Origin of the sequence: Ligilactobacillus sp. WC1T17 (assembly GCA_900110005.1) — a bacterium.
Classification (GTDB): domain Bacteria; phylum Bacillota; class Bacilli; order Lactobacillales; family Lactobacillaceae; genus Ligilactobacillus; species Ligilactobacillus ruminis_A.
In genome coordinates this window covers 20,884-43,525 of the sequence record FOCC01000012.1, presented here as the reverse complement: position 1 = coordinate 43,525, position 22,642 = coordinate 20,884, and the positions used below count along the sequence as shown (strand labels likewise).

General features: G+C 39.7%; 28 protein-coding genes and 1 other annotated feature. Of the genes, 6 read left to right on the top strand and 22 right to left on the bottom strand.

The genetic code is table 11. The features are described from left to right. Window positions 1-4 precede the first annotated feature (4 nt). Window positions 5-955: a DNA/RNA non-specific endonuclease gene (locus BMX26_RS07855; RefSeq protein ID WP_075530884.1), complete on the top strand. Its 951-nt coding sequence runs from the start codon at window positions 5-7 to the stop codon at window positions 953-955. 56 nt (window positions 956-1,011) lie between these two features. Here the strand turns inward: BMX26_RS07855 and BMX26_RS09775 are convergent, their stop codons facing one another. Genes BMX26_RS09775 through BMX26_RS07845 form a run of 3 tightly spaced genes read right to left on the bottom strand, consistent with a single transcriptional unit; the run spans window position 1,012 to window position 2,550 of the window. Then, entirely contained in the window at window positions 1,012-1,359 is a 348-nt protein-coding gene (locus BMX26_RS09775) for a hypothetical protein (RefSeq protein WP_225355227.1), read from the bottom strand. Next, on the bottom strand, window positions 1,340-1,867 hold the full coding sequence (locus BMX26_RS09770) for an ATP-binding cassette domain-containing protein (RefSeq protein ID WP_225355226.1): 528 nt from the start codon (window positions 1,865-1,867) through the stop codon (window positions 1,340-1,342). The genes BMX26_RS09775 and BMX26_RS09770 overlap by 20 nt, the downstream gene beginning before the upstream one ends. Before the next feature lie 2 nt (window positions 1,868-1,869). After that, complete coding sequence (locus BMX26_RS07845) at window positions 1,870-2,550, bottom strand: hypothetical protein (RefSeq protein WP_075530883.1); 681 nt, start codon at window positions 2,548-2,550, stop codon at window positions 1,870-1,872. Window positions 2,551-2,673: 123 nt separating this feature from the next. Here BMX26_RS07845 and BMX26_RS09520 point away from each other — a divergent pair, with 123 nt between their 5' ends. Next, window positions 2,674-2,778, top strand: a complete 105-nt coding sequence (locus BMX26_RS09520; protein WP_143454883.1) for an aureocin A53 family class IId bacteriocin — start codon at window positions 2,674-2,676, stop codon at window positions 2,776-2,778. A 937-nt stretch (window positions 2,779-3,715) separates the two neighbouring features. Here the strand turns inward: BMX26_RS09520 and BMX26_RS07840 are convergent. The 4 genes from BMX26_RS07840 to BMX26_RS07825 form a co-directional block, all read right to left on the bottom strand. Next, window positions 3,716-3,940: a helix-turn-helix domain-containing protein gene (locus BMX26_RS07840; protein ID WP_075530882.1), complete on the bottom strand. Its 225-nt coding sequence runs from the start codon at window positions 3,938-3,940 to the stop codon at window positions 3,716-3,718. Between the two features lie 143 nt (window positions 3,941-4,083). After that, window positions 4,084-4,449, bottom strand: coding sequence for a 50S ribosomal protein L7/L12 (gene rplL / locus BMX26_RS07835; RefSeq protein ID WP_075530881.1), 366 nt, complete (start codon window positions 4,447-4,449; stop codon window positions 4,084-4,086). Between the two features lie 64 nt (window positions 4,450-4,513). Further along, entirely contained in the window at window positions 4,514-5,020 is a 507-nt protein-coding gene (gene rplJ / locus BMX26_RS07830; protein WP_075530880.1) for a 50S ribosomal protein L10, read from the bottom strand. Between the two features lie 36 nt (window positions 5,021-5,056). Beyond that, window positions 5,057-5,174, bottom strand: a sequence feature (ribosomal protein L10 leader region). A 51-nt stretch (window positions 5,175-5,225) separates the two neighbouring features. Further along, a complete protein-coding gene (locus tag BMX26_RS07825; protein WP_075530879.1) occupies window positions 5,226-5,852 on the bottom strand; it encodes a histidine phosphatase family protein in 627 nt (208 codons plus the stop codon). Between the two features lie 291 nt (window positions 5,853-6,143). Between BMX26_RS07825 and serC the strand changes: the two genes are divergently transcribed. From serC to BMX26_RS07810, 3 genes are all read left to right on the top strand, one after another. Continuing rightward, window positions 6,144-7,229, top strand: coding sequence for a 3-phosphoserine/phosphohydroxythreonine transaminase (serC, locus tag BMX26_RS07820; RefSeq protein WP_075530878.1), 1,086 nt, complete (start codon window positions 6,144-6,146; stop codon window positions 7,227-7,229). 11 nt (window positions 7,230-7,240) lie between these two features. Continuing rightward, window positions 7,241-8,422 carry a phosphoglycerate dehydrogenase gene (locus tag BMX26_RS07815; protein WP_075530877.1) on the top strand — a complete coding sequence of 394 codons (1,182 nt, stop codon included), beginning with the start codon at window positions 7,241-7,243 and terminating at the stop codon, window positions 8,420-8,422. Between the two features lie 673 nt (window positions 8,423-9,095). Then, window positions 9,096-9,383 (top strand): bacteriocin immunity protein, encoded by a 288-nt coding sequence (locus BMX26_RS07810; RefSeq protein WP_075530876.1) that lies wholly within the window; start codon window positions 9,096-9,098, stop codon window positions 9,381-9,383. A gap of 162 nt (window positions 9,384-9,545) precedes the next feature. On the opposite strand, the gene rplA is transcribed toward BMX26_RS07810, so the two are convergent. The 14 genes from rplA to BMX26_RS07740 form a co-directional block, all read right to left on the bottom strand. Next, a complete protein-coding gene (gene rplA, locus BMX26_RS07805; protein WP_075530875.1) occupies window positions 9,546-10,238 on the bottom strand; it encodes a 50S ribosomal protein L1 in 693 nt (230 codons plus the stop codon). Window positions 10,239-10,347: 109 nt separating this feature from the next. Next, complete coding sequence (rplK, locus tag BMX26_RS07800) at window positions 10,348-10,773, bottom strand: 50S ribosomal protein L11 (RefSeq protein ID WP_075530874.1); 426 nt, start codon at window positions 10,771-10,773, stop codon at window positions 10,348-10,350. Window positions 10,774-10,891: 118 nt separating this feature from the next. Further along, the gene (locus BMX26_RS07795) at window positions 10,892-12,289 is read right to left on the bottom strand and encodes a C69 family dipeptidase (protein ID WP_075530873.1); all 1,398 of its coding nucleotides are present in this window, start codon (window positions 12,287-12,289) and stop codon (window positions 10,892-10,894) included. Between the two features lie 20 nt (window positions 12,290-12,309). Beyond that, window positions 12,310-12,858 (bottom strand): transcription termination/antitermination protein NusG, encoded by a 549-nt coding sequence (gene nusG, locus BMX26_RS07790; RefSeq protein WP_075530872.1) that lies wholly within the window; start codon window positions 12,856-12,858, stop codon window positions 12,310-12,312. 119 nt (window positions 12,859-12,977) lie between these two features. Further along, a complete protein-coding gene (gene secE, locus BMX26_RS07785) occupies window positions 12,978-13,145 on the bottom strand; it encodes a preprotein translocase subunit SecE (protein WP_075530871.1) in 168 nt (55 codons plus the stop codon). 12 nt (window positions 13,146-13,157) lie between these two features. Continuing rightward, window positions 13,158-13,307, bottom strand: coding sequence for a 50S ribosomal protein L33 (gene rpmG / locus BMX26_RS07780; RefSeq protein ID WP_075530870.1), 150 nt, complete (start codon window positions 13,305-13,307; stop codon window positions 13,158-13,160). 54 nt (window positions 13,308-13,361) lie between these two features. Continuing rightward, the gene (locus BMX26_RS07775) at window positions 13,362-13,892 is read right to left on the bottom strand and encodes an NYN domain-containing protein (RefSeq protein ID WP_075530869.1); all 531 of its coding nucleotides are present in this window, start codon (window positions 13,890-13,892) and stop codon (window positions 13,362-13,364) included. Further along, window positions 13,892-14,638: a 23S rRNA (guanosine(2251)-2'-O)-methyltransferase RlmB gene (rlmB, locus tag BMX26_RS07770; protein ID WP_075530868.1), complete on the bottom strand. Its 747-nt coding sequence runs from the start codon at window positions 14,636-14,638 to the stop codon at window positions 13,892-13,894. Before rlmB ends, BMX26_RS07775 begins: the two co-directional genes overlap by 1 nt. Then, a complete protein-coding gene (locus BMX26_RS07765; RefSeq protein ID WP_075530867.1) occupies window positions 14,635-15,030 on the bottom strand; it encodes a Mini-ribonuclease 3 in 396 nt (131 codons plus the stop codon). The genes rlmB and BMX26_RS07765 overlap by 4 nt, the downstream gene beginning before the upstream one ends. Continuing rightward, window positions 15,030-16,442: a cysteine--tRNA ligase gene (cysS, locus tag BMX26_RS07760; RefSeq protein WP_075530866.1), complete on the bottom strand. Its 1,413-nt coding sequence runs from the start codon at window positions 16,440-16,442 to the stop codon at window positions 15,030-15,032. The genes BMX26_RS07765 and cysS overlap by 1 nt, the downstream gene beginning before the upstream one ends. Before the next feature lie 114 nt (window positions 16,443-16,556). Beyond that, window positions 16,557-18,047: a glutamate--tRNA ligase gene (gltX, locus tag BMX26_RS07755; RefSeq protein ID WP_075530865.1), complete on the bottom strand. Its 1,491-nt coding sequence runs from the start codon at window positions 18,045-18,047 to the stop codon at window positions 16,557-16,559. 109 nt (window positions 18,048-18,156) lie between these two features. Continuing rightward, on the bottom strand, window positions 18,157-19,272 hold the full coding sequence (locus BMX26_RS07750; protein WP_075530864.1) for a PIN/TRAM domain-containing protein: 1,116 nt from the start codon (window positions 19,270-19,272) through the stop codon (window positions 18,157-18,159). A 13-nt stretch (window positions 19,273-19,285) separates the two neighbouring features. Then, on the bottom strand, window positions 19,286-20,659 hold the full coding sequence (gene radA / locus BMX26_RS07745) for a DNA repair protein RadA (RefSeq protein WP_075530863.1): 1,374 nt from the start codon (window positions 20,657-20,659) through the stop codon (window positions 19,286-19,288). A gap of 68 nt (window positions 20,660-20,727) precedes the next feature. Next, window positions 20,728-21,264: a dUTP diphosphatase gene (locus tag BMX26_RS07740; RefSeq protein ID WP_075530862.1), complete on the bottom strand. Its 537-nt coding sequence runs from the start codon at window positions 21,262-21,264 to the stop codon at window positions 20,728-20,730. 116 nt (window positions 21,265-21,380) lie between these two features. Between BMX26_RS07740 and BMX26_RS07735 the strand changes: the two genes are divergently transcribed. Continuing rightward, window positions 21,381-21,662 (top strand): GNAT family N-acetyltransferase, encoded by a 282-nt coding sequence (locus BMX26_RS07735; protein ID WP_075530861.1) that lies wholly within the window; start codon window positions 21,381-21,383, stop codon window positions 21,660-21,662. Between the two features lie 24 nt (window positions 21,663-21,686). Here the strand turns inward: BMX26_RS07735 and BMX26_RS07730 are convergent, their stop codons facing one another. Then, window positions 21,687-22,568, bottom strand: a complete 882-nt coding sequence (locus BMX26_RS07730; protein WP_075530860.1) for a LysR family transcriptional regulator — start codon at window positions 22,566-22,568, stop codon at window positions 21,687-21,689. Between the last annotated feature and the right edge of the window lie 74 nt (window positions 22,569-22,642).

The window sequence follows — 22,642 nt, the reverse complement described above, 5'->3', positions numbered from 1 at the left end:
TTTAATGCAATTAATCGGTTTTATCATTATCTTAGCCGGAATTTATCTGTGCCTTTGGACTTATAAAAATAAGCCCCGCCAAAGATGGCTGCGTTACCTGTTGAGTGTCATCATTTTTTTGCTGGCACTTATTGTCGGCAGCAGCGCTAAACCCGCTCCTAAAAAGGCAGCAAAAACCGTCACTAAAACCAAATTAGTCAAAAAAGGCAATTACTCAAAAAGAGCTTCCAGCTTAGAAAGCAAAAATGCCAAACTGGCTGCCAGTCTTTCCAGTCAAAAAAGAGCTTTAACACAACAAAAAAAAGCCCTTGATCAAAAAAAACAAACTAAATCAAGTTCTAGTTCTGCCAGCTCTGTAAGTCAAACAACCCAAAATAATCTGGCTGATTTAACTTACAGCGGCATTCAAACAGTTACCATCAATAACAACCAGCCTAACTTCTCCAGGGCTGACCTCAGCACGTCAAAAGGTCCTTGGCAAACTTACAAAAACCTTGATGCTTTAAACCGCGTTACCGGTGCGGAAGCTTTGCTCAACCAAAAATTGATGCCTACCGCTAAAAGAGAAGAATTAACTATCGACCCCACAGGCTGGCACAATAAAAGAACTGCTTCAGGCGGCTGGCTGTATAACCGGTGCCATTTAATCGGCTACCAGCTGACAGGGCAAAATAATAACTGGAAAAACCTCATGACAGGAACCCGCTCTTTAAACGACCCTGGGATGACAACTTATGAAAATCAAATCGCAGCTTACTTAAAACAAAGTTCTAAACATTATGTCAGATATAGTGTTACCCCCATTTTCAAGGACAATGAACTTTTAGCCCGCGGTGTTTGGCTTAGAGGACAATCTATCGGTGATAACCAAATTCATTTCAGTGTTTATATCTTTAACGTCGAAAGTGGTTATACTTTAAATTATAATGACGGTACCAGTACTGTCAGCAATTAAAAAATACCCCATAGTATTTTTACTATGGGGTATTTTTATACCTTAAATTTAGCTTTCTAATCAGCGTTGGGATGATAGATTGTTTCCATCAGCGTTTGCTTCTTTAGATAAAATTCTAAAATTTCATATTTATTGATCAATTCTTTGAGAACAATCTCTGGTATAGCAGTATCATCAAACACTATTTCTAAATAGTCTTTTTTTAGCACCTGTTTTGCAAAAGGCAACATATCATCCAGCAAGATAGCCTGGTATTCCTTAGAATGGATAATGTAGCAGGCTGTTTGTTTGGTATCACTTAAAAGCAATTTATCAACAGTTCCATCATCAACTACCTTGCCTTCTTCCAAAATATAGACATAATCAGAAACACGCTCTAATTCATCAATATTGTGTGACGTCAATAATACGCCTGCACCTCTTTTTTTTTAGCCTTTCAATGATTTGCAACATAATAAGAGTTGATGGAACATCGACACCTGAAGTTGGTTCATCAAATATATAATTATCATAAGTACCAATCGCACATTGAATAAAAGATATTTTTTTCTTCATTCCAAATGAATAACCCGCTATTTTCTTAGCTAAATCTTTTTCTATTTTTAGTTCTTTTGCTAAAGCTAGCGCCTGTTTAAAGTCTGCCTGCTTGATCTTTGCCATAAACTTTAAAAACTCATATCCTGTCCAATGTAGATATAAGTTATCAGCATCAGGCATAACTGAAATACTTCCACGCTCAATGCTGCCAGCATCTAAATGATAATATCCAATGATTAGACCTATTAAGGTAGATTTTCCGGCACCATTTTTCCCAATTAATGCCGTAATTTTACCATCATCAACTTTAAAACTAACATTCTTAATCACCTTTTTGGAGTTAAACGATTTATACAACTCATTACATTTAATCATTATTACACTTCCTTACCTTCAAACAAGAAGATGCCCACAAAAACAATGACACTAACAATCAGCAATAAGCCCAAATTATCCCATTGTTTTGCTAAGTAGTAATAAGGTAAAAAATATTGAATTATTTTTAATATAAACCATTTTTTCAAAAAAGCTAAACTATATAGGATTGGCAAGCAAATACCTATTACTAAATTTATAAATGTTGCTGTCTTACCATTGGGAGCAATAACCGACACTAACATAACCAATGCTTGAATATAGGCAAAAAAAATAGTTACAGATAAAATAGCGAAAGGCGGCAAAACAATCGTTTTTCTGTAAACAAATAAAATGATTAATGAAATACTAACAATTATCAAAAAGTATGCTAACGAAGCAAAATATTTAGCTAAGTAAATCTTTTTTTTCGATACATACGGTACTAAATAGCGCATTGTTTGTGTATTAACTTCATCGGCAATAATTCCTGAAAATAACACCGCCGAAAATAAGTAGCCTAAAAAACCATAAATACCAAATAGCAAATCAATCAAGGCCGAATTTCCTTTAGCATCAATTAAAATAGCCACAGATGTTGAATATTTCCCTAGTATAATTGCTATAATTATAAAAAAAATTACCACCAAAAAAGACTTAATCGAATTTAATTCTCTTCTCAAAGTCGTTAAAAATAAAAACATAGATACCCCTCACTTTTAATAGCCTTGCTATATAAAAATTATTGAATATATTAAAACAAAATGATATGCTCAATATGCGGTATCGTAACTATCGCATAATAAAATTGTTTTGTGGGAGTTTCTATGTCTACAGTTCTCAGATTGGTTAGAAAGTACGGTCCTCGTGCAGTTAGATGGGTTAAAAATCATCGTGGCACAATTTTACACTGGCTTGATATTGGCCAATAAGTTGACTGGGTCGTCGGCAAAGTAAAGCAAATCCTACATATTAAATAGGATTATCTACAACCTCTATTCTTTAAGACTTTTTTCGCAGGAAGCTAAGGATAGGGGTTTTTAATTATCTATACTAACTTATTATTCCAGTTTTTGTTCTTTCTTATTTTCGCGTCCCTTATCAGCAACCGCTAATAAAGAAAAGACACAAACAAATGGTATCATTAAACTCCTAAAGTCAAAAGATGGCTTCAATACCATTAGTACAATATATGTCACCACAAATATAAGGGGTAATATCCATATTAGCACCGTATGTTCACGATAGCCTAGCCAATACTGTAAAGAATAGATAAGTATAGTAATCAATACTATTACCAGTTCAGCTATTTGTCTTTCTCCACTCCGAAATATTCAATTTTTTCTAGTACTTTAAAATACTAATATTGTTGAAAATTAACCTGATAAATACCACGTAACCTTCGTCTTCGACGTGTACACTACTTTTTATTTTTAGTCAACATCTGATAACTATGTAGCATAAAATACATTAACTATGAGGTCTTACAATGAAAAACATTTTTTATATTGCAAAAAACTATTTATACTACTCTATTATTATTGAATATATTAATCTTAAGTATTTTAACTATCTTGCTTTTATATTTTAATTTTCCTTGGAAAATATATGTATATATATTTCTCTTAATTATTTTGTTAACAATATTCAACATATTCTATACTGAACGATATCAGTCAAATAGCTGATGTCATCTTTTGTATACCATTTTTGATGCGTTAACATTTCTAGGCTGACTTTTATCATAATCGTATTCAAATGATAAAATTTATTTGGATTAGCAGTCATTTTAGCCCTTTGTGCAAACAATAGCCGTTTTAGTACTGGAACATCTTGGCTTAACATATACTTTTTAACATTTTCTAATAATTACCGCAATTCACTCCATTGAAAGCCATTGGCTACATACATAAATTCTTCAAGCGACACATTCATTTTATCTAAAACAGGTATAAATTTGCCCACTGTCAGTTCAAACGTCCCACGTTCAAAGCGTGACAACTGCGAGGTTGAGATGCCTGCTTGGGTAAAATCGTTTAATTTCAAATGATGCGCTTGCCGAAATTTTTTAAAAATAAAGCCTAATTTTTCCATCCTATTCCCCTTTTTTGTACATTCGGGAATTTTTCCTTGCTTTTTATGCTAGCGCACATTAAAAAACAATTAAATACGCATCCGCTTAAATTAATAAAAAAAGAGCCTGGTAAAAACCAGACTCTCTCAGAAATAAGAAGAAATTATTTAAGTGTAACTGTTGCGCCAACTTCTTCAAGTTTAGCTTTGATTTCTTCTGCTTCGTCCTTAGCAACGCCTTCCTTGATAACGGATGGTGCACCATCAACCAAGCCCTTAGCATCTTTCAAGCCAAGACCTGTGATATCCTTAACTGCTTTGATAACCTTAACCTTGCCAGCACCTGCGTCTGTCAATTCAACATCAAATTCAGTCTTTTCTTCAGCAGCACCTGCAGCACCACCAGCAACTGCAACTGGAGCAGCAGCGGAAACACCGAATTCTTCTTCGATAGCTTTTACTAAGTCGTTTAATTCAAGAATGCTAGCTTCTTTCAAGTCAGCAATGATCTTTTCTGTATCTAAGGCCATTTTTAAATCCTCCATTAATTGTATATATCTTAAATAAATATGTTTTTATGCGACTAAGCGCTCATTAAGCAGCACTTTCGTCTTTGCTGTCGGCAACTGCCTTGACAGCGTATGCAAAGTTGCGAACTGGTGCTTGAAGCACAGAGAGAAGCATGGAAAGCATGCCTTCGCGGTTTGGCAACTTGGCAAGAGCGTTGACCTCGTCCAAAGAGATAACTTTGCCATCAATCATACCAGCCTTGATTTCCAAAGCTTCATGATCTTCAGCAAACTTCACCATGACACGTGCTGGTGCAGTAGAGTCTTCTTCAGAACCGAAAGCAACAGCTGTAGGGCCGACGAATGCTTCGTCTAAACCTTCGTAACCAGCCTTGTCTGCTGCACGACGCAAGAATGTATTCTTGATAACGCGCATTTCAACACCAGCTTCACGTAATTGTTTACGTAAATCAGTTACTTCTTCAACTGTCAAACCACGGTAGTCAACAACAAGAGCAGAAGCAGCATTGCTGAATTTTTCAACAACTTCTTCAACAATAGCAGCCTTCTTTGCGATAATTTGTTCACTCACTTTTGATTCACCTCCTAGTCATTGTGCCAGGGCTTTTTTGGTATAAAAAAACCCCATGTCCACCAAGACACAGAGAGAGAATTACTAAAAAATCTCCTCGGCAGGATATTAAGGCTTGCGCCACCTGAGTCTTAGGTAGAATCATAATTAAAAAATTGACCTTCAATAGAATAACACATCAACTTATTTTAGTCAACTATTTTTGCTATTTTTTTAAACCCGTGACTGACCGATTATAATAGACCAAATTTTGCGTCAACGAATTTGGATCAATTAAAATCTTGCTTACCGAACAATTATCGGGTTCAAGGATTGCCAGCCCCGCTGACTTAACAGCATTAATCGCAAAAGACCGAACCGTAAAACCATGAGTTACCACTAAAATTTTTTCATTGGGATAAGTCCTGACCACATCCTTGGTAAAAGCTGCGACCCTTTTTTCTACATCTGCAAAGCTTTCGCCCCCAGCCGTTTCAAAGTATTGAGGCTTAACATCTTTGACCAAAGGTGAAAAAAGCTGCGGATACTGTTCCATCAAAACTTGATTATATTGTCCATCCCACTTGCCATAAGAAATTTCCAATAAACGGTCATCAGTCGTTACCGGCAAATGCGCTTTTTGATTTAAAATCGTTGCGGTATCAAGCGTGCGCTTAAGCGGCGAAACGTAAATCTTTGTAAAACCGGCTAAATCAAACTGCTGTGCCAGCTTTTGGGCCTGTTTTCTCCCTGTCTCATTTAAATAAGTACGTTCATCATTGATTTGCCCTTGTTTGAGGCCGGCCTCATTGGCAAAAGTCCTGCCATGACGCACAAGATATAATTCTGTCATTATAATCCCCCTTGCTTTTTTTATTATACAAGGTCTTGGGCCTTTTTGCTTGCTTTTACGCCCCAAGATGCCTATACTATGGTTAAAATTAAAGGAGGAATTTTTATGCTGCAATCGTTAACAACACTTTTATCATCCTCCTGGTCTTCACGCTGATTGAAGGCCTCATTTGCGTTGGCCTTTACACAAAAACTTTAGTGAGGCCAATCTCTAACTTACGCAATCAACCGGCACTCACTAACCTGGTGAGTGCCTTTTTTGTTACATACCTATTTTATGGAGGAATTTTATATGACAACCTATAATTTTGCTGCCGGACCTGCCGTCTTGCCCCACGAAGTCCTAGAAAAAGTTCAAAAAGAACTTTTAAACTTCAATAACTCCAACATGAGCATCCTTGAAATCTCTCACCGCTCTGCCTTATACCAGGACGTCTACAAGGATGCTAAAAAACGCGTTTTAGCTTTGATGAAGCTTTCAGCAGATGAATACGACGTCTTATTTTTAGGCGGCGGTGCAACCCTGCAATTCACCATGCTGCCATTAAATATTGCCAACAAACACCACAAGGCCGCCTACATCAACACCGGCCACTGGTCGAAAAGAGCTATCGCAGAAGCAAAAAAGATTCCGGGCTTAACCGTTGATACCGTTGCCTCTTCAGAAAATAAAGACGGGACATTTACTACTATTCCTGAATTCCCGGACCTGCCGGAAGATACCTACGACTATTTGCACATCACAACCAACAACACCATCATGGGCAGTGCCTACTACGACCTGCCCGAAACAAGCACTCCGTTAGTCGCCGACATGTCATCAAACTTCTTAGGTCAAGAATACCCCTTCGATAAATTTGACCTGATTTATGCCGGGGCGCAAAAGAACCTGGCCCCTGCCGGCTTGACTTTGGTTATCTTAAACAAGATTCTTTTAGGTCAGGTAGAAGGTCTGCCGGATATGCTGGATTACACCGCCCAAAGCAAGAAAGAATCAGCTTTAAACACTCCGCCGGTCTTCCAAGTTTACGTAGCCGACCTGGTTTTGAAATGGCTTGAAGAAAAAGGCGGTGTGGCCCAAATTGCCAAGGAAAACAAGCATAAGGCCGATCTCTTGTATGACTACCTTGATAATTCAAAGCTGTTTAAAAACAATGTTGATCCGGCCTGCCGTTCTTTGATGAATGTACCTTTCGTTACCGGCAACAAGGACCTGGATGCCAAGTTTGTTAAAGAAGCAACAGAGGCTGGTCTCTTAAACCTTAAGGGCCACCGCTTAGTCGGTGGAATGCGGGCAAGCATCTACAACGCCATGACCTATGAAGGCGTGAAAGCCCTGTGCGCATTTTTACAGAAATTTGAAGCAGAAAATAAATAGGAGGACAAACCATGTACCAGATTAAAACTTTTAACGCTATTGCTAAAGAAGGCCTCGCCGAATTCGGCCGCAACTACCACATCAACGAATCAGCTACTCCTGACGCCTACCTGATCCGCTCGGTCGACCTCCACGACCATGAATTTCCCAAGTCTTTGAAGGCCATCGCCCGCTGCGGAGCCGGCTTCAACAACATTCCTTTGGACAAGGCATTAGAAAACGGAACCATCGTCTTCAACACTCCCGGCGGTAACGCCAACGCGGTTAAGGAATTAATCGTTGCCTCAATGATTATGGCCAGCCGTAACATCATCGCTGCGGCCGAATGGTCAGTCAACGCCAAGCCCGGCGCTGATATCACCTTAAGAACCGAAAAAGAAAAGACCAGCTTTAACGGCACCGAACTTTTCGGCAAGACCTTGGCCGTTATCGGTTTGGGCCACGTCGGGTCGCGGGTTGCCAACATCGGGGTTGCCCTTGGCATGAAGGTTATCGGCTATGACCCTTACTTATCTGTTGAATCAGCCTGGAGCCTCTCAGGTGATGTTAAGCGGGCCGAAACTATCGAAGATGTGGTTAAAGATGCCGACTTTGTCACAGTTCACGTGCCAAAGGACCACGAAACTACCGGCCTGATTTCATATGAAGAATTCAGCTACTTCAAGCGCGGCACCTTCCTGTTCAACTTCTCCCGTCTAGGTATCGTCGACAATCGAGCCGCCGCTTCTGCCATCGCAGACGGCACGGTCAAGAAGTACTACACAGATTTCAGTGACGAAGTAATCTTGAATAACCCCGACGTCGTTATCATGCCCCACATCGGCGGTTCCACCATCGAAGCCGAAATCGGCTGTGCCAAGATTGCCGCCCAAGAAACCAAAGAATTCCTAGAAACCGGCAATATCAAAAACGCCGTCAACATGGCCAATGTATCAGCTCCATTTAAGAGCGCCAACCGGATTACCGTCCTTCATAAAAACATTCCAAACATGCTGGGACAAATCTCTACTATCATTGCCCAGGAAGGCATCAATATCGAAAATTTAGTTAACTCTTCGAAAGATGATTACGCTTATACCATGGTTGACGTTGAAGAAATGGATAATGATTCAGTCCAAGAAATCATGACTAACCTGGAAAACATCCCGGCAGTTACCCGGGTCCGTCTTTTAAACAACCCTTACAAGAAATAAACACTGACCGCCTCATCTATCGCAGATGAGGCGTTTTTGTCCGTACAAGATTGAAATCTGTGAAGCTTACTCCAATTCCAGTCCCGGTACTTTTCGCTGATGGTCGTCTTATACAAAAAGTGCAGACTTCACCGCTAGCAGCATCAGATATAATTATATTTCGTTGCTAAAAAGATAATACCAGTTATTGAAAAACAAATAGCCATACTTTTGTCCCCTATAATCAAATTCAAAATTCCGCATATAATTAATACACAACCAATGAATTTATCAAATTTAACTTCCATTTTACCCACTCCATCCACCTATTGCTGCACGAATAACGCAATATCTTGCAATAGCTCAAGATACAAAAGACCTGCAAGAATGTAAATACTGCCGTAAATTTTCTTTAACCTTAAAAAATTTCATGAATCAAACTGATATCCCCGTATATTATTTTGATACTACCAAAGTAAGTTCTAATGATATAAATGAAAGTTTTTTAAACGTAATGAATAACGTTATTGATTTACAGTACACACCAACAGTGGTATTATTGAAACACGGCAAAGCTATTCATGAATATATTGGATCAGAAACTACACTTAAGCAATTAAAAACTCTTACTAAGTATAAATACTGATTCGTTATAGAACAGATTTGTACAAATTACCTATTTGGAGGAATTAACATGAAAAGCAAGCAAGAATTAGTATTAGCACTTACAGCATTCAAAGAGGCCGTTAATAATCATTATGTCGCTGGACTTATTGATGAAACTTTGTTAAAACTGAAAAAAAGCGATAATACCGTTCAAGAAGCAAAATATGTCTACCAACGTCTTAACCAAGTTATGCTGGCAGAACACTTGACTCTCAACGATGATGCTAAAGCTGCACTTAAAAATATCAAGGAAATTTCCGAATCCAAGGGGGCTTGGGGCGGACTCAACTCATTTAATACAGCTAATGTATTATAATTACATCTTAAATATTATTTATATAAAAAGGTCCTGCAATAACCGTTATTGCAAGACCTTTTTTATATCCGCTAATTCAAATGTTTTTAGCGAATTAAAATATGTTTCACTAAAAAAGAGGCTGGAATAAATTCCAACCTCTTTTTCAAGTTATTTTGTAACTTAAAGTGAGCTGCGATCAACAGTAACACTTGGTCCAAATGTTGAAGCAAGTGATACGTGCTTGATGTATACACCTTTAACAGCAGCTGGACGAAGACGTGAAATACGTTCGTAGATTGCGTTAAAGTTACCTTCCAAAGCTTCTTCAGTAAATGAAACTTTACCAACTGGTACGTGTACGTTACCATCACGGTCTGTACGGTAAGTTACTTGGCCGCTCTTAGCGTCTGTAACAGCCTTCTTAACGTCCATTGTAACTGTACCAGTCTTAGGGTTAGGCATTAAGCCTTTAGGTCCAAGAACACGACCTAAACGACCTACTTGAGCCATCATATCTGGTGTTGCGATTGCAACATCGAAGTCAAGCCAGCCGTCTTGAATACGAGCAACCAAGTCATCATCGCCAACAACATCTGCGCCAGCATCTTTAGCTTCTTGTGCCTTAGGGCCTTTAGCAAAGACAACAACAGTTTGTTCTTTACCAGTACCGTTAGGAAGAACCAAAGCGCCACGTAATTGTTGGTCAGCTTGCTTTGTATCAAGGTTCAAGTTAAATGCAACTTCGATTGTTGCGTCGAAGTTAGCAAAGTCGATTTTCTTAACAAGTTCCAAAGCTTCTTTGGCAGTGTATTCCTTGCCTGCTTCAACTTGTTTTGCAGCTTCTAAATATTTCTTGCTTTTCTTTTTAGCCATTAGTGAATTTCCTCCTTGCAATATGTGGTCTATCGGATAAACCTCCCACTTGACACAGACGATTTCTCGAAGTGTCCGACTGAGAAGCGTGGCCGTAGAGAGATTAAAATTAGTCTTCTACAACAAAGCCCATGCTTCGTGCAGTACCTTCAATCATGCGCATAGCAGCTTCAACGTCTGCAGCGTTTAGATCTTGCATCTTTGTTTCAGCGATTTCCTTAACTTGTGCTTTTGTAACAGTAGCAACTTTCTTAGTGTTAGGTTCGCCGGAGCCCTTTTCTACACCAGCAGCTTTCTTAAGCAAAACTGCAGCAGGTGGTGTCTTTGTAATAAAGCTGAATGAACGGTCTTCATAAACAGAAATAACAACTGGGATAATCATACCAGCTTGATCAGCTGTACGAGCGTTGAATTCCTTTGTGAAGCCCATGATGTTGATACCAGCTTGACCCAAAGCAGGACCAACTGGTGGAGCTGGTGTTGCTTTACCAGCAGGGATTTGTAATTTAACAACGTTAATAACGTTCTTTGCCACGGTGCATTCCTCCTATTCCGTGTGTGGTTCGGATGGCCAGTATATTTGGCCTCCCACTAGCATGCAAATGCATACTGGTATAATATAGCATGTTATATGCAATTTGGCAAGTCTAAAATTAAAATTTCAAGGTCATCTTTTCAGCCGCCTTAGCAACAAGCTTACCAAATAAAATGTTCGTTTGTTCAAACGCATAGTCGGCCATTTTTTTGTTAGCATCTGTCAAATATTTGCGTGCTAATTTTCTTTGACTGACTTTTAAGTCTGTCTTTAATTGGATATGACGGCAAAAGGCCAAAATATCCCTTTCAGTCTGTTCTGCCAAAGCGCTATAGGCGGCATAATCTCGGTCACCTAGCACTGCTAAAGCCCGCGTCAGCCAAAATTGCGTCTGCAGGTCAAAATCATCGCTGACATCACGATAAGTTTTAGGCGTGTCATTGATATTAGCGTAAAAAGGCACGGCACAGCTAAATGTATTCGGACCAACAAAAAGCCAGTGCACACCCTTCAAAGCGTCAGGCACCTGGTTTCTAATCTGCAAAATATGCCCTTCTTGATTACGGTCTAAAGCCATCGGACGAAAAGCTTTTTTTAACGCTTCATCGCCCTTGCCATAAGGATCGTATGGCGTATTTTGGTAGTGGGAACTTAATAAGAACTTGAGATCTTCTACGCTAATTTTACGGTCGGCATGACAGATAAAAGGAAGATCTTGATCTGTCGGCAGTCCTTGAGCATCTTTGGTTAAATATTTTTGGCCATACCAAGCCCGAGGGTTGTTATAACGCGTATCATTTTGCGTGCTCGTTCCTAATATTTGACGCAAATTATAGCCCGACGTTTGCGGATTAAGCTGGTATTTATCAATCAATTCTTTTAAGCCTGGGGAGGCAAGCGTATCACTTGCTTCAAAGTCAAAGTCAGTGATATTAGACCGATTTGGCAAAACAACATAGGCATCATCTGGAATTTTGACACTTGCCCATTGGTGGCCACCGTAAGTTTCTAAATACCAAACTTCATCGCTATCGCTAAAAGCGACTCCATTAATTTCGCACGTTCCATATTGCTCAATCAATTTGCCCAAGCGCAAAACGCCTTCTTTAGCAGATTTGATATAAGGCAAAACCACTGTGAGCATATCTTCTTCGCCAATTCCATCTTTAACTAAAGGGTCAATCCCTAAAATACGGGCATTAGCCGTCGTTGTTTCGGTTGCTGTCATCGCGACATTTAACTCATTGATACCTGATTCACCAAAAATACCGCCACCTACGTGTGCATCTGGCGTAGCTGTATAGCGCAGTGTATCTTTTTTAGCAGGCAGGTTCAAACTAAAATTAGTAAAGGTTGAATGATATTCCTTAGGCTGATGTTTAGGCTCAATGACTACAAAACGCTTGGGATTAGCTCCATTAGAGCTGTCTTCTTCCCGAGCAATCATGGTTGAGCCGTCAAGGGTCGCCTCTTTCCCGACCAAAATCATCGTACAAGACGAGCGCTTATTAGTCATAATCATTCCTTCTTTACTGTTTAAACTAATTGTTCTACTTGATCAAAACCTAATTCAGCATCAGTATCACGGCCCATAAAATCAATGGTTACATGCAACCGCATCTTATCATTGTCAATTTCAGTAATCTTACCCACGTGATCTTTGAAGGCACCTTCCGTAATCCGGACTGCATCGCCGATTTCAGCATCAAAGTCAGCATTTCTGGTCATTCCAACAGAACGTAAGATACTTTCAATTTCTTCATCAAGCAAAGGGGCAGGCTTACTGCCGGCACCGTGGGAACCAACAAAGCCGGTAACACCTGGTGTGTTGCGGACAACATACCAAGATTGATCAGTCATCACCATTTCAACTAAAACATAGCCTGGAAAAGTCTTTAAAGTTTCAATTTTTTCTTTACCAGTCTTGGTTACTTCGTGTTTTTCTTCTTCTGGGACAACAACACGGAAAATATAATCTTCCATCCCCATTGATTCAGCACGTGATTCAAGGTTGCTTTTAACCTTGTTTTCGTAACCAGAGTAAGTGTGTAAAACATACCATTTTTTTTCGCTTGATTCAGCCATAATTTTTCTCCTTCAATTAAAATCTTTAAAATTCAACGGCAAAATAAAAAAACTTCGACTAACCGAAGCTTTCCTCAAAAGCATTATAACAAAAAAAGACTGGTTTTACCAGTCTTTACTTAAGCGATTAAACTAAGTACAGCTTGTACCGCATAATCAACCACGGCAAAAAAGATTGCAAATGCCACAGACATTGCTACCACAGTAGTGGTATCACGTCTGGTTTCTTTGGCATTCAGCCACGTGGTATCTTTCATTGTCTGCATAACGCTCTTCAAAAATTTCATACTGACCCTACCTTATCTTGTTTCACGGTGAAGTGTATGCTGTCCGCAATAGCGACAGAATTTTTTAACTTCAAGGCGTTCTTTGCGATTTAAATTTTCAGCAATCGTATAGTTGCGTGATCCGCAAACTGAACATGCTAATGAAACTTTTTTCTTTGACATAAATTTCTCCTCATGGATATTCAAAACTACTGTAGCACGTTTAAACAAAAACTGTCAATTGTCTTGGTCACTTAAATTATCCCGCAATTTGGCTAACTGGGCTAACTGCAAGTCATCAAACGGAGAACGTCGGACCGAAGCTTGATCTTGATACATGCGGGTTGCCTGCCGAACTTCTTTTTTAGCATTTTTGATGTCCTGGTACAGTTCCCAGGCCGGCTTTCTTAAAGCGCCTCGCGCAAAAACCGTCCACTGTTCGGCTTGATCGCTTGTGGCCACTGTCACTTGCGTCAAGCGGTTTTGCAATTTCCCGGCCAAGGCCTCAATATAACTATCAGCCGTCTGCCCTTCATCAGTCCAAATAATTTCAAGGTTGTACTGCTTATAGCTTTTTGACAAGCCCGGCACATACATAGCATCAAAGACCACAATAATGCGGGAATCACTTTGCTTATGGTAATTGGATAAAATCCGTAAAAGCTCATCTCTAGCATCATCCAACCGATCCTGCTTTTTTAATTGGGCTAGTTTAGGCCAATTGCCAATCATATTATACGCATCGACAATCAATATTTTTTCTTTCATTATTTTCCTCGTGAGGTAAATCCTTGATAAATCAGTAAACTTGCCGCCACACTGGCATTCAAGCTTTGCACATGCCCAATCATCGGGATTGTCAGCATGGCGTCGCATTTTTTCTTAACCAAACTGGAAATACCCTTGCCTTCGTTGCCAATCACCAAGGCTGTAGGGCCTTTGGCATCCCAAGTTCTAAAATCTTGCCCCTGCATATCCGTTCCAAAAATCCACAAGCCGCGCTCTTTTAACTCATCCACTGTTTGTGCTAAATTAGTTACCCGGCAAACCGGCACAAATTCAATCGCACCCGTGGATGTTTTGGCAACCGTCGCTGTCAATTGCACAGCCCTTCTCTTGGGAATAATTACCCCATGCACCCCAGCGGCATCAGCTGTTCTTAAAATGGAGCCTAGGTTATGCGGGTCTTCCAAGCCATCCAAGATTAAAAAGAAGGGAGCTTCGCCTTTGGATTGAGCCTTAGCAAATAAATCATCCAAAGTAGCATACTTAAAAGCAGCTACAGCTAATACAATCCCTTGGTGATTTTGACCATCGGCTAATGTATCCAACTTGGTCTTAGGCACTTGTGTTACAACAATATTTTTATTTTTAGCCAAGGTAATAATTTCTCGAATAGCATCTGCCTTCAGTCCGCTTTGCACAAACACTTTGTTGATATCTTGGCCGCTCTTCAAAGCTGCCATAGCTGGGTGGCGTCCAATCACAAAGTCCGTTTGTTTTTGTTCCTTCATGCTTTTTCCTCCTCGACTGTTTTAATACACCAAGCAGCTAACTCATCCAAGCGGTCTTTTTGTCCACTGAGATATAAATAGCCGAATAAAGCTTCAAATCCCGTCGAAATACGGTAGGTAACTACTGAAGTATTCTTCGCTGACGTATAGCTTTTGGCGTTGCGTCCCCGATGAAAATAAGCCTGCTCTGTTTCACTTAACAGGTTTTGAGCTTTCATCTTATCAATTAAAAAGGCTTGTGCTTTTGCTGAAACATAGTGCGTAGCTGTATGGTGCAGTTTATTGGGCTTAGTCAAGCCTTGATCAAGCAAATGTCTTCTGACATAGACTTCGTAAATCGCATCGCCCATATATGCCAGCGCAATGCCGTTCATTTGTTCATAATTAGCCATTAGTTCTCTCTTTTCCATCTTGTTCCTTGCGGTGTATCTTCTAAAATAACCCCTTTTGCCTTTAATAAATCACGAATTTCATCACTGCGAGCAAAATTTTTCGCCTTGCGGGCCGCATTGCGTTCTTCAATCAACGCTTCAATCTTATCATCCAAAAGGCTTTCTTCTTTAAATTCAATCCCAAAGACTAAAGCGGCTTTAGTGAATTCAGCTAATAAATAGTCAATCGTAGCTTTATTTACCTGCGCTTTTTCAGCATATACATTGAGCAGCTTAGCCATTTCGTAAACCACTGCAATCCCATTTTGGGTATTAAAATCATCATCCATTACTTCTTTAAAACGTTCAAGCAGCTTTTCCATTTGCGCTTTGACATCTGCATCAAGATCGCCTATTTGAGCGTCGTTTTTACGATAACGCAAATTGCCTACCGCTGTGATTAATTTTTGCAGGTTTGTTTTAGCCACATCTAAGTTGTCTTGGCTGTAACGAATTGGGTGACGATATTGGGTCGTTGCCATAAAGAAACGCAAAACCTGTGCATCGACTTCTTTTAATAAGTCATGGACAGTGACAAAGTTGCCTAAAGATTTACTCATCTTTTCATCATCAACGCCAATGGTCACAAAGCCGTTATGCATCCAGTAGTTGGCAAATTTTTGCCCTGTTTTGGCTTCACTTTGGGCAATTTCATTTTCGTGGTGTGGAAATTCAAGATCTTGCCCACCACCATGGATATCAATCGTGTCACCTAAATATTTCGTCGACATCACAGAACATTCAATGTGCCAGCCGGGACGTCCTGGCCCAAAAGGCGAATCCCAGCTGATTTCGCCGGGCTTAACGGCTTTCCACAAGGCAAAATCCAAAGGATCTTCTTTTTTTCCTTGATCTTGATTGTTAACCCGTTCGCTGGCTCCTTGTTCCAAGTCGTCAAGTGCTTGACCTGATAATTGACCATAAGCTTTAAATTTACGGGCACGATAATAAACATCACCCTGAGATGTATAAGCATACCCCTTATCAATCAGGACTTGGATAAAGGCAATAATGTCATCCATATTTTCCATCACACGTGGATTTAAGGTTGCTCTTTTAATATTTAATGCATCGGTATCTTCATAAAAGGCCTGAATAAATTTATCAGTTACTTCTTTAACGGGAAGATTCATTTCATGACTAGCCTTGATGATTTTATCATCAACGTCAGTGAAGTTGGAAACATAGTCCACTTGATAGCCGCGGTATTCAAAGTAGCGCCGAATAGTATCAAAAGCAACGGCACTTCTGGCATTGCCAATATGAATATAGTTATAAACTGTCGGGCCACAAACATACATCTTAACCTTACCTTCTTCAAGCGGTTTAAAGATTTCTTTTTGTCCTGACAGTGTATTTAAAATTTGAATCATCTGCCTTCCCCCTTAATCGTATTATTAGTTACATTATACGCAAAAATCAGCAAAATTTCAGCCTACTTATCAATAAAAAAAGGGCTGGGAAAATCCCAGCCCTTCGCTTTGAGCTTAGTTGCCCATTTCTTCTAAGGTCTTGTTCAAATGTGCCAAAGCTTTGTCACGGCCTAAAAGTTCAATTGATGGTGCCAATTCTGGGCCATGCATTTCACGTGTAGTCGCAATCCGGATTGGCATGTAAAGCTTGCGGCCTTTAATACCCGTATCCTTTTGGATTTGGCGAATCATGGCTTGAATTTCAATCGCATCAAACAACTTGAGGTCTTGCGCACGCTTAGCAAATTCAGTTAAAACAGTCTTAGCTGATTCATCACTAAGTTCTTGCATAGAAGCTTCATCAAGTTTTGGCGGTTCATTGAAGAAGATTTCTGCCATATCAGTGATTTGAGCTGTATAAGACATTTGACGCTTATACAAGGAAACCAAATGACGAGCCCAGGCAATTGTTTTGGCATCTGGGTTTTCTGGCAATTTACCAGCTTTAATCAATTGCTTGATAGCTGAGTTGGCAAGTTCACTGTCATCAGCAGCCTTAACATATTGGTTGTTGACCCATTCGAGCTTCTTGCCGTCAAAGGCAGCAGGTGAGCGGCTCAAACGCTTTGGATCAAACATCTTGATGAATTCCTTTTGGCTGAAGATTTCAGATTCACCCACTGGAGACCAGCCTAACAAAGTAATGAAGTTAAACATAGCTTCTGGAAGGTAACCTAAGGAACGATATTGTTCGATAAATTGCAGCACTGATTCATCACGCTTAGATAATTTCTTACCTGTTTCAGTGTTGATGATAAGTGACATATGGCCAAATACAGGTGCTTCCCAGCCGAAAGCTTGGTAGACAGCCAATTGCTTTGGTGTGTTGGCTACGTGATCATCACCACGCAAAACATGCGTAATCTTCATTAAATGGTCATCAACAACCACGGCAAAGTTGTAAGTTGGCATCCCATCGCGTTTTTGAATAACGAAATCGCCCCCGATAGTATCGGAGTTAAAGCTGATGTGGCCTTTAACGATGTCATCCCATTCATAAACAACGTCATGGGGAACACGAATTCTGATAACCGGCTTCAAACCTTTAGCGCGAGCTTCATCTTGCTTAGCTTTGATTTCTTCGGCTGTCATGCCTTCATATTCGTATTCATAACGAGGTGCTTCACCGCGAGCTTTTTGGGCTTCACGCTGTTCGTTGAGTTCATCTTCAGTCATGAAGGATTCATAAGCTAAATCTTTATCCAAAAGTTCTTGGATCAAAGGTTGGTAAATACTCTTACGTTCTGATTGACGGTAAGGACCATATTCACCTGGCTTGTCTGGGCCTTCATCCCAGTCGATACCAAGCCAGTGCAGGTTTTCCATCTGGCTTCTTTCGCCGTCGGCAATATTACGTTTTGTATCGGTATCTTCAATCCGCAAAACGAATGTGCCTTTGTTGTGTCGTGCAAACAAATAGTTGAATAAAGCTGTCCGTGCATTACCGATATGTAAGTGGCCAGTTGGGCTTGGAGCATAGCGAACACGAATCTTGTCTTTTGCCAATTTAAGCGCCTCTTTCTGAAATTTATAGCTAATTATACTGTAATACAGTCATACATTATCGATTTTACAATGAATGCCAAGAAAAATAAACCTAAGATTTGCTTTTTACTTAGTTTTTTTCTTTAATGCCCCGTTTAGAGTGCACCGGCTTAGCGAAAATCATGCGGCCTGCATCAGTTTGCAAAGCTGAAGTAACTTCAACTTCAATGGTCTTATTCATAAAGTAGCGGCCATCTTCAACCACAATCATCGTACCGTCATCAAGGTAGGCCACCCCTTGCTGCCTTTCAGTCCCATTTTTGATGACCATTACATTTAATTTTTCGCCTGGAATAACCCGCGGCTTGAGTGATTTAGCCAAGGCATTAACATTTAAAACCTGTACATTTTGAAATTCGCTAACCTTATTTAAATTGTAATCATTTGTAACAATAACGGCATCTAAAAGTTTAGCCAGCTTAATCAGCTTCGAATCAACTTCAGGAATATCTTCAAAATCACCTTCATACATCTCAACGGGGACAATCTTTTCAGAGCGTAATTTATTCAAAATATCCAACCCGCGCCGGCCGCGCACTCGTTTAATGCTATCGCCCGAATCAGCAATATATTGCAATTCATATAAAACAAAGTTAGGCACAATCAAGGTACCTTCTAAAAAACCAGTTTTAGCTAAATCATAGATACGGCCATCAATTAAAATATTTGTATCTAACAGCTTATATTTATGAAAATTATCGCCTGCTTTACGTTCCAAAACTGCCTCAGTTTCTTTTTTTCGATTACCAGAATTGAGCCGACCGCCAAATAACTTCATCAAGTCATTTAAGCGCGTTCTTCCAAAGAACCAGCCCATATAAGCAAATAAAATCATGGTAATAATAGGTAAAACAGTGTTGATAAAGAATAATTGCGAACGCCAGAATAAAGTTGAAATCAACACTGCAATCAATAATGAAACCACAATTGCAATACTTTCGGCAATAATCACTTCAGTCTGCTGCTTAGCGAGATTTTTTTCTAACTTATTTAATAACTTTTCAACCGGTCCTACTAAAAATAAGGCTAAAATTCCCATCACAACTAAGCCGATTAAAGCATTAACAACAGGAATCCGTAGAATATGATTGGTAATCCTTAATTGGAACCATAAATCCGGTAAAAAGGAATAACCCATGCTAATTCCTAAAATAACAAAAACCAGCTGTATCATTCGTTTTCGCATATTTTTCCTCCTATTATCTAAAAACTTCCTTGAGGGTTTCATTTAAAGTCTGCACGCCAATGACCTGCATATTAGCTGGAAAAGTCCAGCCGTCTAAATTATGCTTAGGCACAAAAGCGCGCTTAAAGCCTAATTTAGCGGCTTCATTAACGCGAGCTTCAATTCGGCTGACACGTCTGACTTCGCCTGTTAAACCTAATTCACCGATAAAACAATCACCAGGTGAAGTTTCTTCGTCACGATAGCTCGAAACAAGACTTACCGCAATCGCCAGGTCAATCGCCGGCTCATCTAATTTAACGCCACCCGCTGCCTTCAGGTAAGCATCCTGGTTCTGCAACAACAGCCCGGAGCGTTTTTCTAGTACTGCCATAATTAAAGAAACACGGTTATGATCTAAGCCGTTAGTCGTTCTTTTGGCATTTCCAAAAGCCGTTGGCGTAACCAAAGCCTGAATTTCAGCTAAGATAGGTCTGGTTCCTTCAACTGAAACCACCACCGCCGAACCAGTAGCGCCTTTGAGACGTTCTTCTAAGAAGATTTCCGAAGGATTTTTGACTTCTTTTAACCCGTCTTCGCGCATATCAAAAACACCAATTTCGTTGGTAGAACCAAAACGATTTTTTACCGCTCTTAAAATGCGGTAAGTCCGGTGCATGTCGCCTTCAAAATACAAAACGGTATCCACCATGTGCTCTAAAATCTTCGGCCCAGCAATGGCACCGCCCTTAGTAACGTGTCCAACGATAAAAACAGTAATACCGTTAACCTTGGCTACTTGCATCAAAGAAGCCGTCACAGAGCGGATTTGCGCCACACTCCCAATCGCCGATGTCAATTCGGGATCTTGCATGGTCTGCACAGAATCAATAATGACATAATCCGGCTTAAGTTCATCAATGTTGGCTAAAATGCTAGGCATATCCGTTTCAGGATAGAGGTAAAATTCGCTACCACCAACCCCCAGCCGGTCAGCCCGCATTTTAATCTGATTAGCACTTTCTTCACCCGAAACGTAGAGCACCTTGCTTTTTTGCGCCAATTCTCCTGATAGCTGCAAGAGCAGGGTTGATTTGCCAATGCCAGGATCACCACCGATTAACACTAAGGACCCAGGAACAATTCCGCCTCCTAAAACACGGTTTAATTCGCCATTTTCCGTAACAACCCGCGGCGTTTCTTTGGCAGTTACTTCTTTTAAAAGCTGCGGTTTTACTTTTTGCCCAGCGATTGTCGTCCGCGCATTTGCTTGACTTTTTACAGCCGCTTTTTCTTCAACTTCTTCAACTAAAGTATTCCACTCACCGCAATTCGGACACCGTCCCAAATAACGCGGCGAAATATAGCCGCAGCTTTGGCACACATAGCGTGTTTTGCTTTTTGCCATTAAATCCCCCCTAAGTATTTATTATATAGCAATCTATATACAATAATGTTAAAAAAACCACTAAACTTTTATCGGCCTGAAGAACCAAAGCCGCCCTGCCGCTGATTTTTAGGTGTTTCTTCTTCATCAGCTTTCAAATATTGCAAAAAGATGCCTTGACCAATCCGTTCGCCTTTTTTCAAAACCACATCTTTTAAACCAAAATTGATGAGCTGGAAAAAAATCTCACCTTCATTATTCGGATTGTTGTAATAATCGCTATCCACAATGCCAACCCCATTAGGCAAAATTAACCGCCGTTTCAACGGATTGCTGGACCGGTTAGCCAGCATTAAAAATTCATCGTCTTGCATATAAGCCTTGATGCCAGTAGGCACCAAATAGGGCTTTAACACTTGGTCAGCTTTAGATAGCTGATCAAGTGTATAATCTTTTTGCTTTTTTAAAGCCCACAAAATTTTCAAAAAATCTCTTTTCCAAATGCTGGGCAAGACAAAATCACAAGCACATTCAAAGTCATAGCCGGCAGCCTTCTTGGTGGCTCGGTGTGGTACATGCACATTCTGATCTTGATACTTTGTTACAATTTCAAATCCGCGTTTCATCTTCAAATCCTCTCAATCTTTAAAGACCATCTTTTGACTGGTTTTATTTTTTTAATAAAGCAGCTTAAATGGTATAATTACAGTGTATATTATACCTAATATAAGGGGGGCTTGAAATGACTTTTGAATGGCAAAAAAATGAATTCAATTTAAAAGACGACACAAACGCCATGATTGCTACGATTGGATTTACCATGATTAATTCAAATCATACCTATGTCGTCGAACGGACCTTCGTGGATGAAAATCACCGCGGCTTAGGCTTAGCCGGCAAAATTACCCAAGAATTTGTAGAACAAGTTAAAACTCAAAATAAGACAATTTTGCCACTTTGTCCTTTTACTCAAAAATATTTCGAAAAACACCCTGAATTAGCTGATTTATTATTTAAACGCTAAAAAAAGCCCCAGTTGGGGCTTTTTTTATGAAATTTTTTCTACTACTTCCAATAATTGCTGCAAAGTCCGTGACAAAACCGCACCTTTTTGGTAGACATAGCTGATATAAAAATCCATTTTATCTTTAGCAACTAAAGGAATCTTGACCAAATCCTCTTCGCTATTACCTAAAGCAATGTCTGATAACAAAGAAATGCCGAAGTTTTCCGCCACCATTTGTTTAATTAAGGCAACATCATCAATTTTAAAGAAAACTTTGGCCTTGTTTTGATACCGCCGGTTTAACGTCTCAAAAGCCGTAAAATGGGTATTATTTTCATCAAGCAAGATAAATTTTTCCGTCAAAACATCCTGAAATGACAGCTCTCCTTTGCCAGCTAAAGGGTGATTTTTAGCAACCACAAAGTAAAAAGGCTTTTTAAAAAGCAATTTAATTGCTAAATCATCATGTCTCAATGGTTCCAACGATCCAATGAAGCTGAAATCAAGCTTTTTATTCAGCAAACGCAGCAGTAAAGTCCTAGACCCGCCCCTAATCGTGCTGATTTTAGACAAAAGATTGCCTTCTTTATCATGTCTGATTAAATCATCCATAATATAATTCATAATAATCGGCGGAAAACCTACTGTCGGCTTGGGTTCTAACGACTGCTTGACTTCATTAATACCTAATCTGACATGCAGCAAGACTGTTTCAATGTGATGAGCGAAAATATCACCCTGCGTGGTTAAAACAACGGAGCGGTGCGAATTATCTTTAATAACTAAATCACATCCCAACTCTTCTTCGAGCCTTTTAACGGCATATGAAACCGTCGGCTGGCTGATGTTAAAGTGTTGGGCCACACCCGTATATGACTTAATAAGGGACAGTTGATAAAAATATTCTAAATCGCGTAAATTCATGCCGTCACCTGCTTTATCAAAAATTACTTCTATTATAATACTTTTCGTGCTGTTATAAATTTTTTTTATCACAA

Excerpts from the sequence above, each read along its gene's own strand:
- BMX26_RS07855 (WP_075530884.1), top strand. The coding sequence starts at position 5 with ATGCAATTAATCGGTTTTATCATTATCTTAGCCGGAATTTATCTGTGC.
- BMX26_RS09770 (WP_225355226.1), bottom strand. The coding sequence starts at position 1,867 with ATGATTAAATGTAATGAGTTGTATAAATCGTTTAACTCCAAAAAGGTG.
- BMX26_RS07845 (WP_075530883.1), bottom strand. The coding sequence starts at position 2,550 with ATGTTTTTATTTTTAACGACTTTGAGAAGAGAATTAAATTCGATTAAG.
- BMX26_RS09520 (WP_143454883.1), top strand. The coding sequence starts at position 2,674 with ATGTCTACAGTTCTCAGATTGGTTAGAAAGTACGGTCCTCGTGCAGTT.
- BMX26_RS07840 (WP_075530882.1), bottom strand. The coding sequence starts at position 3,940 with ATGGAAAAATTAGGCTTTATTTTTAAAAAATTTCGGCAAGCGCATCAT.
- rplL (WP_075530881.1), bottom strand. The coding sequence starts at position 4,449 with ATGGCCTTAGATACAGAAAAGATCATTGCTGACTTGAAAGAAGCTAGC.
- BMX26_RS07825 (WP_075530879.1), bottom strand. The coding sequence starts at position 5,852 with ATGACAGAATTATATCTTGTGCGTCATGGCAGGACTTTTGCCAATGAG.
- serC (WP_075530878.1), top strand. The coding sequence starts at position 6,144 with ATGACAACCTATAATTTTGCTGCCGGACCTGCCGTCTTGCCCCACGAA.
- BMX26_RS07815 (WP_075530877.1), top strand. The coding sequence starts at position 7,241 with ATGTACCAGATTAAAACTTTTAACGCTATTGCTAAAGAAGGCCTCGCC.
- BMX26_RS07810 (WP_075530876.1), top strand. The coding sequence starts at position 9,096 with ATGAAAAGCAAGCAAGAATTAGTATTAGCACTTACAGCATTCAAAGAG.
- rplA (WP_075530875.1), bottom strand. The coding sequence starts at position 10,238 with ATGGCTAAAAAGAAAAGCAAGAAATATTTAGAAGCTGCAAAACAAGTT.
- BMX26_RS07795 (WP_075530873.1), bottom strand. The coding sequence starts at position 12,289 with ATGACTAATAAGCGCTCGTCTTGTACGATGATTTTGGTCGGGAAAGAG.
- nusG (WP_075530872.1), bottom strand. The coding sequence starts at position 12,858 with ATGGCTGAATCAAGCGAAAAAAAATGGTATGTTTTACACACTTACTCT.
- secE (WP_075530871.1), bottom strand. The coding sequence starts at position 13,145 with ATGAAATTTTTGAAGAGCGTTATGCAGACAATGAAAGATACCACGTGG.
- rpmG (WP_075530870.1), bottom strand. The coding sequence starts at position 13,307 with ATGTCAAAGAAAAAAGTTTCATTAGCATGTTCAGTTTGCGGATCACGC.
- BMX26_RS07775 (WP_075530869.1), bottom strand. The coding sequence starts at position 13,892 with ATGAAAGAAAAAATATTGATTGTCGATGCGTATAATATGATTGGCAAT.
- rlmB (WP_075530868.1), bottom strand. The coding sequence starts at position 14,638 with ATGAAGGAACAAAAACAAACGGACTTTGTGATTGGACGCCACCCAGCT.
- BMX26_RS07765 (WP_075530867.1), bottom strand. The coding sequence starts at position 15,030 with ATGGCTAATTATGAACAAATGAACGGCATTGCGCTGGCATATATGGGC.
- cysS (WP_075530866.1), bottom strand. The coding sequence starts at position 16,442 with ATGATTCAAATTTTAAATACACTGTCAGGACAAAAAGAAATCTTTAAA.
- BMX26_RS07750 (WP_075530864.1), bottom strand. The coding sequence starts at position 19,272 with ATGCGAAAACGAATGATACAGCTGGTTTTTGTTATTTTAGGAATTAGC.
- radA (WP_075530863.1), bottom strand. The coding sequence starts at position 20,659 with ATGGCAAAAAGCAAAACACGCTATGTGTGCCAAAGCTGCGGCTATATT.
- BMX26_RS07740 (WP_075530862.1), bottom strand. The coding sequence starts at position 21,264 with ATGAAACGCGGATTTGAAATTGTAACAAAGTATCAAGATCAGAATGTG.
- BMX26_RS07735 (WP_075530861.1), top strand. The coding sequence starts at position 21,381 with ATGACTTTTGAATGGCAAAAAAATGAATTCAATTTAAAAGACGACACA.
- BMX26_RS07730 (WP_075530860.1), bottom strand. The coding sequence starts at position 22,568 with ATGAATTTACGCGATTTAGAATATTTTTATCAACTGTCCCTTATTAAG.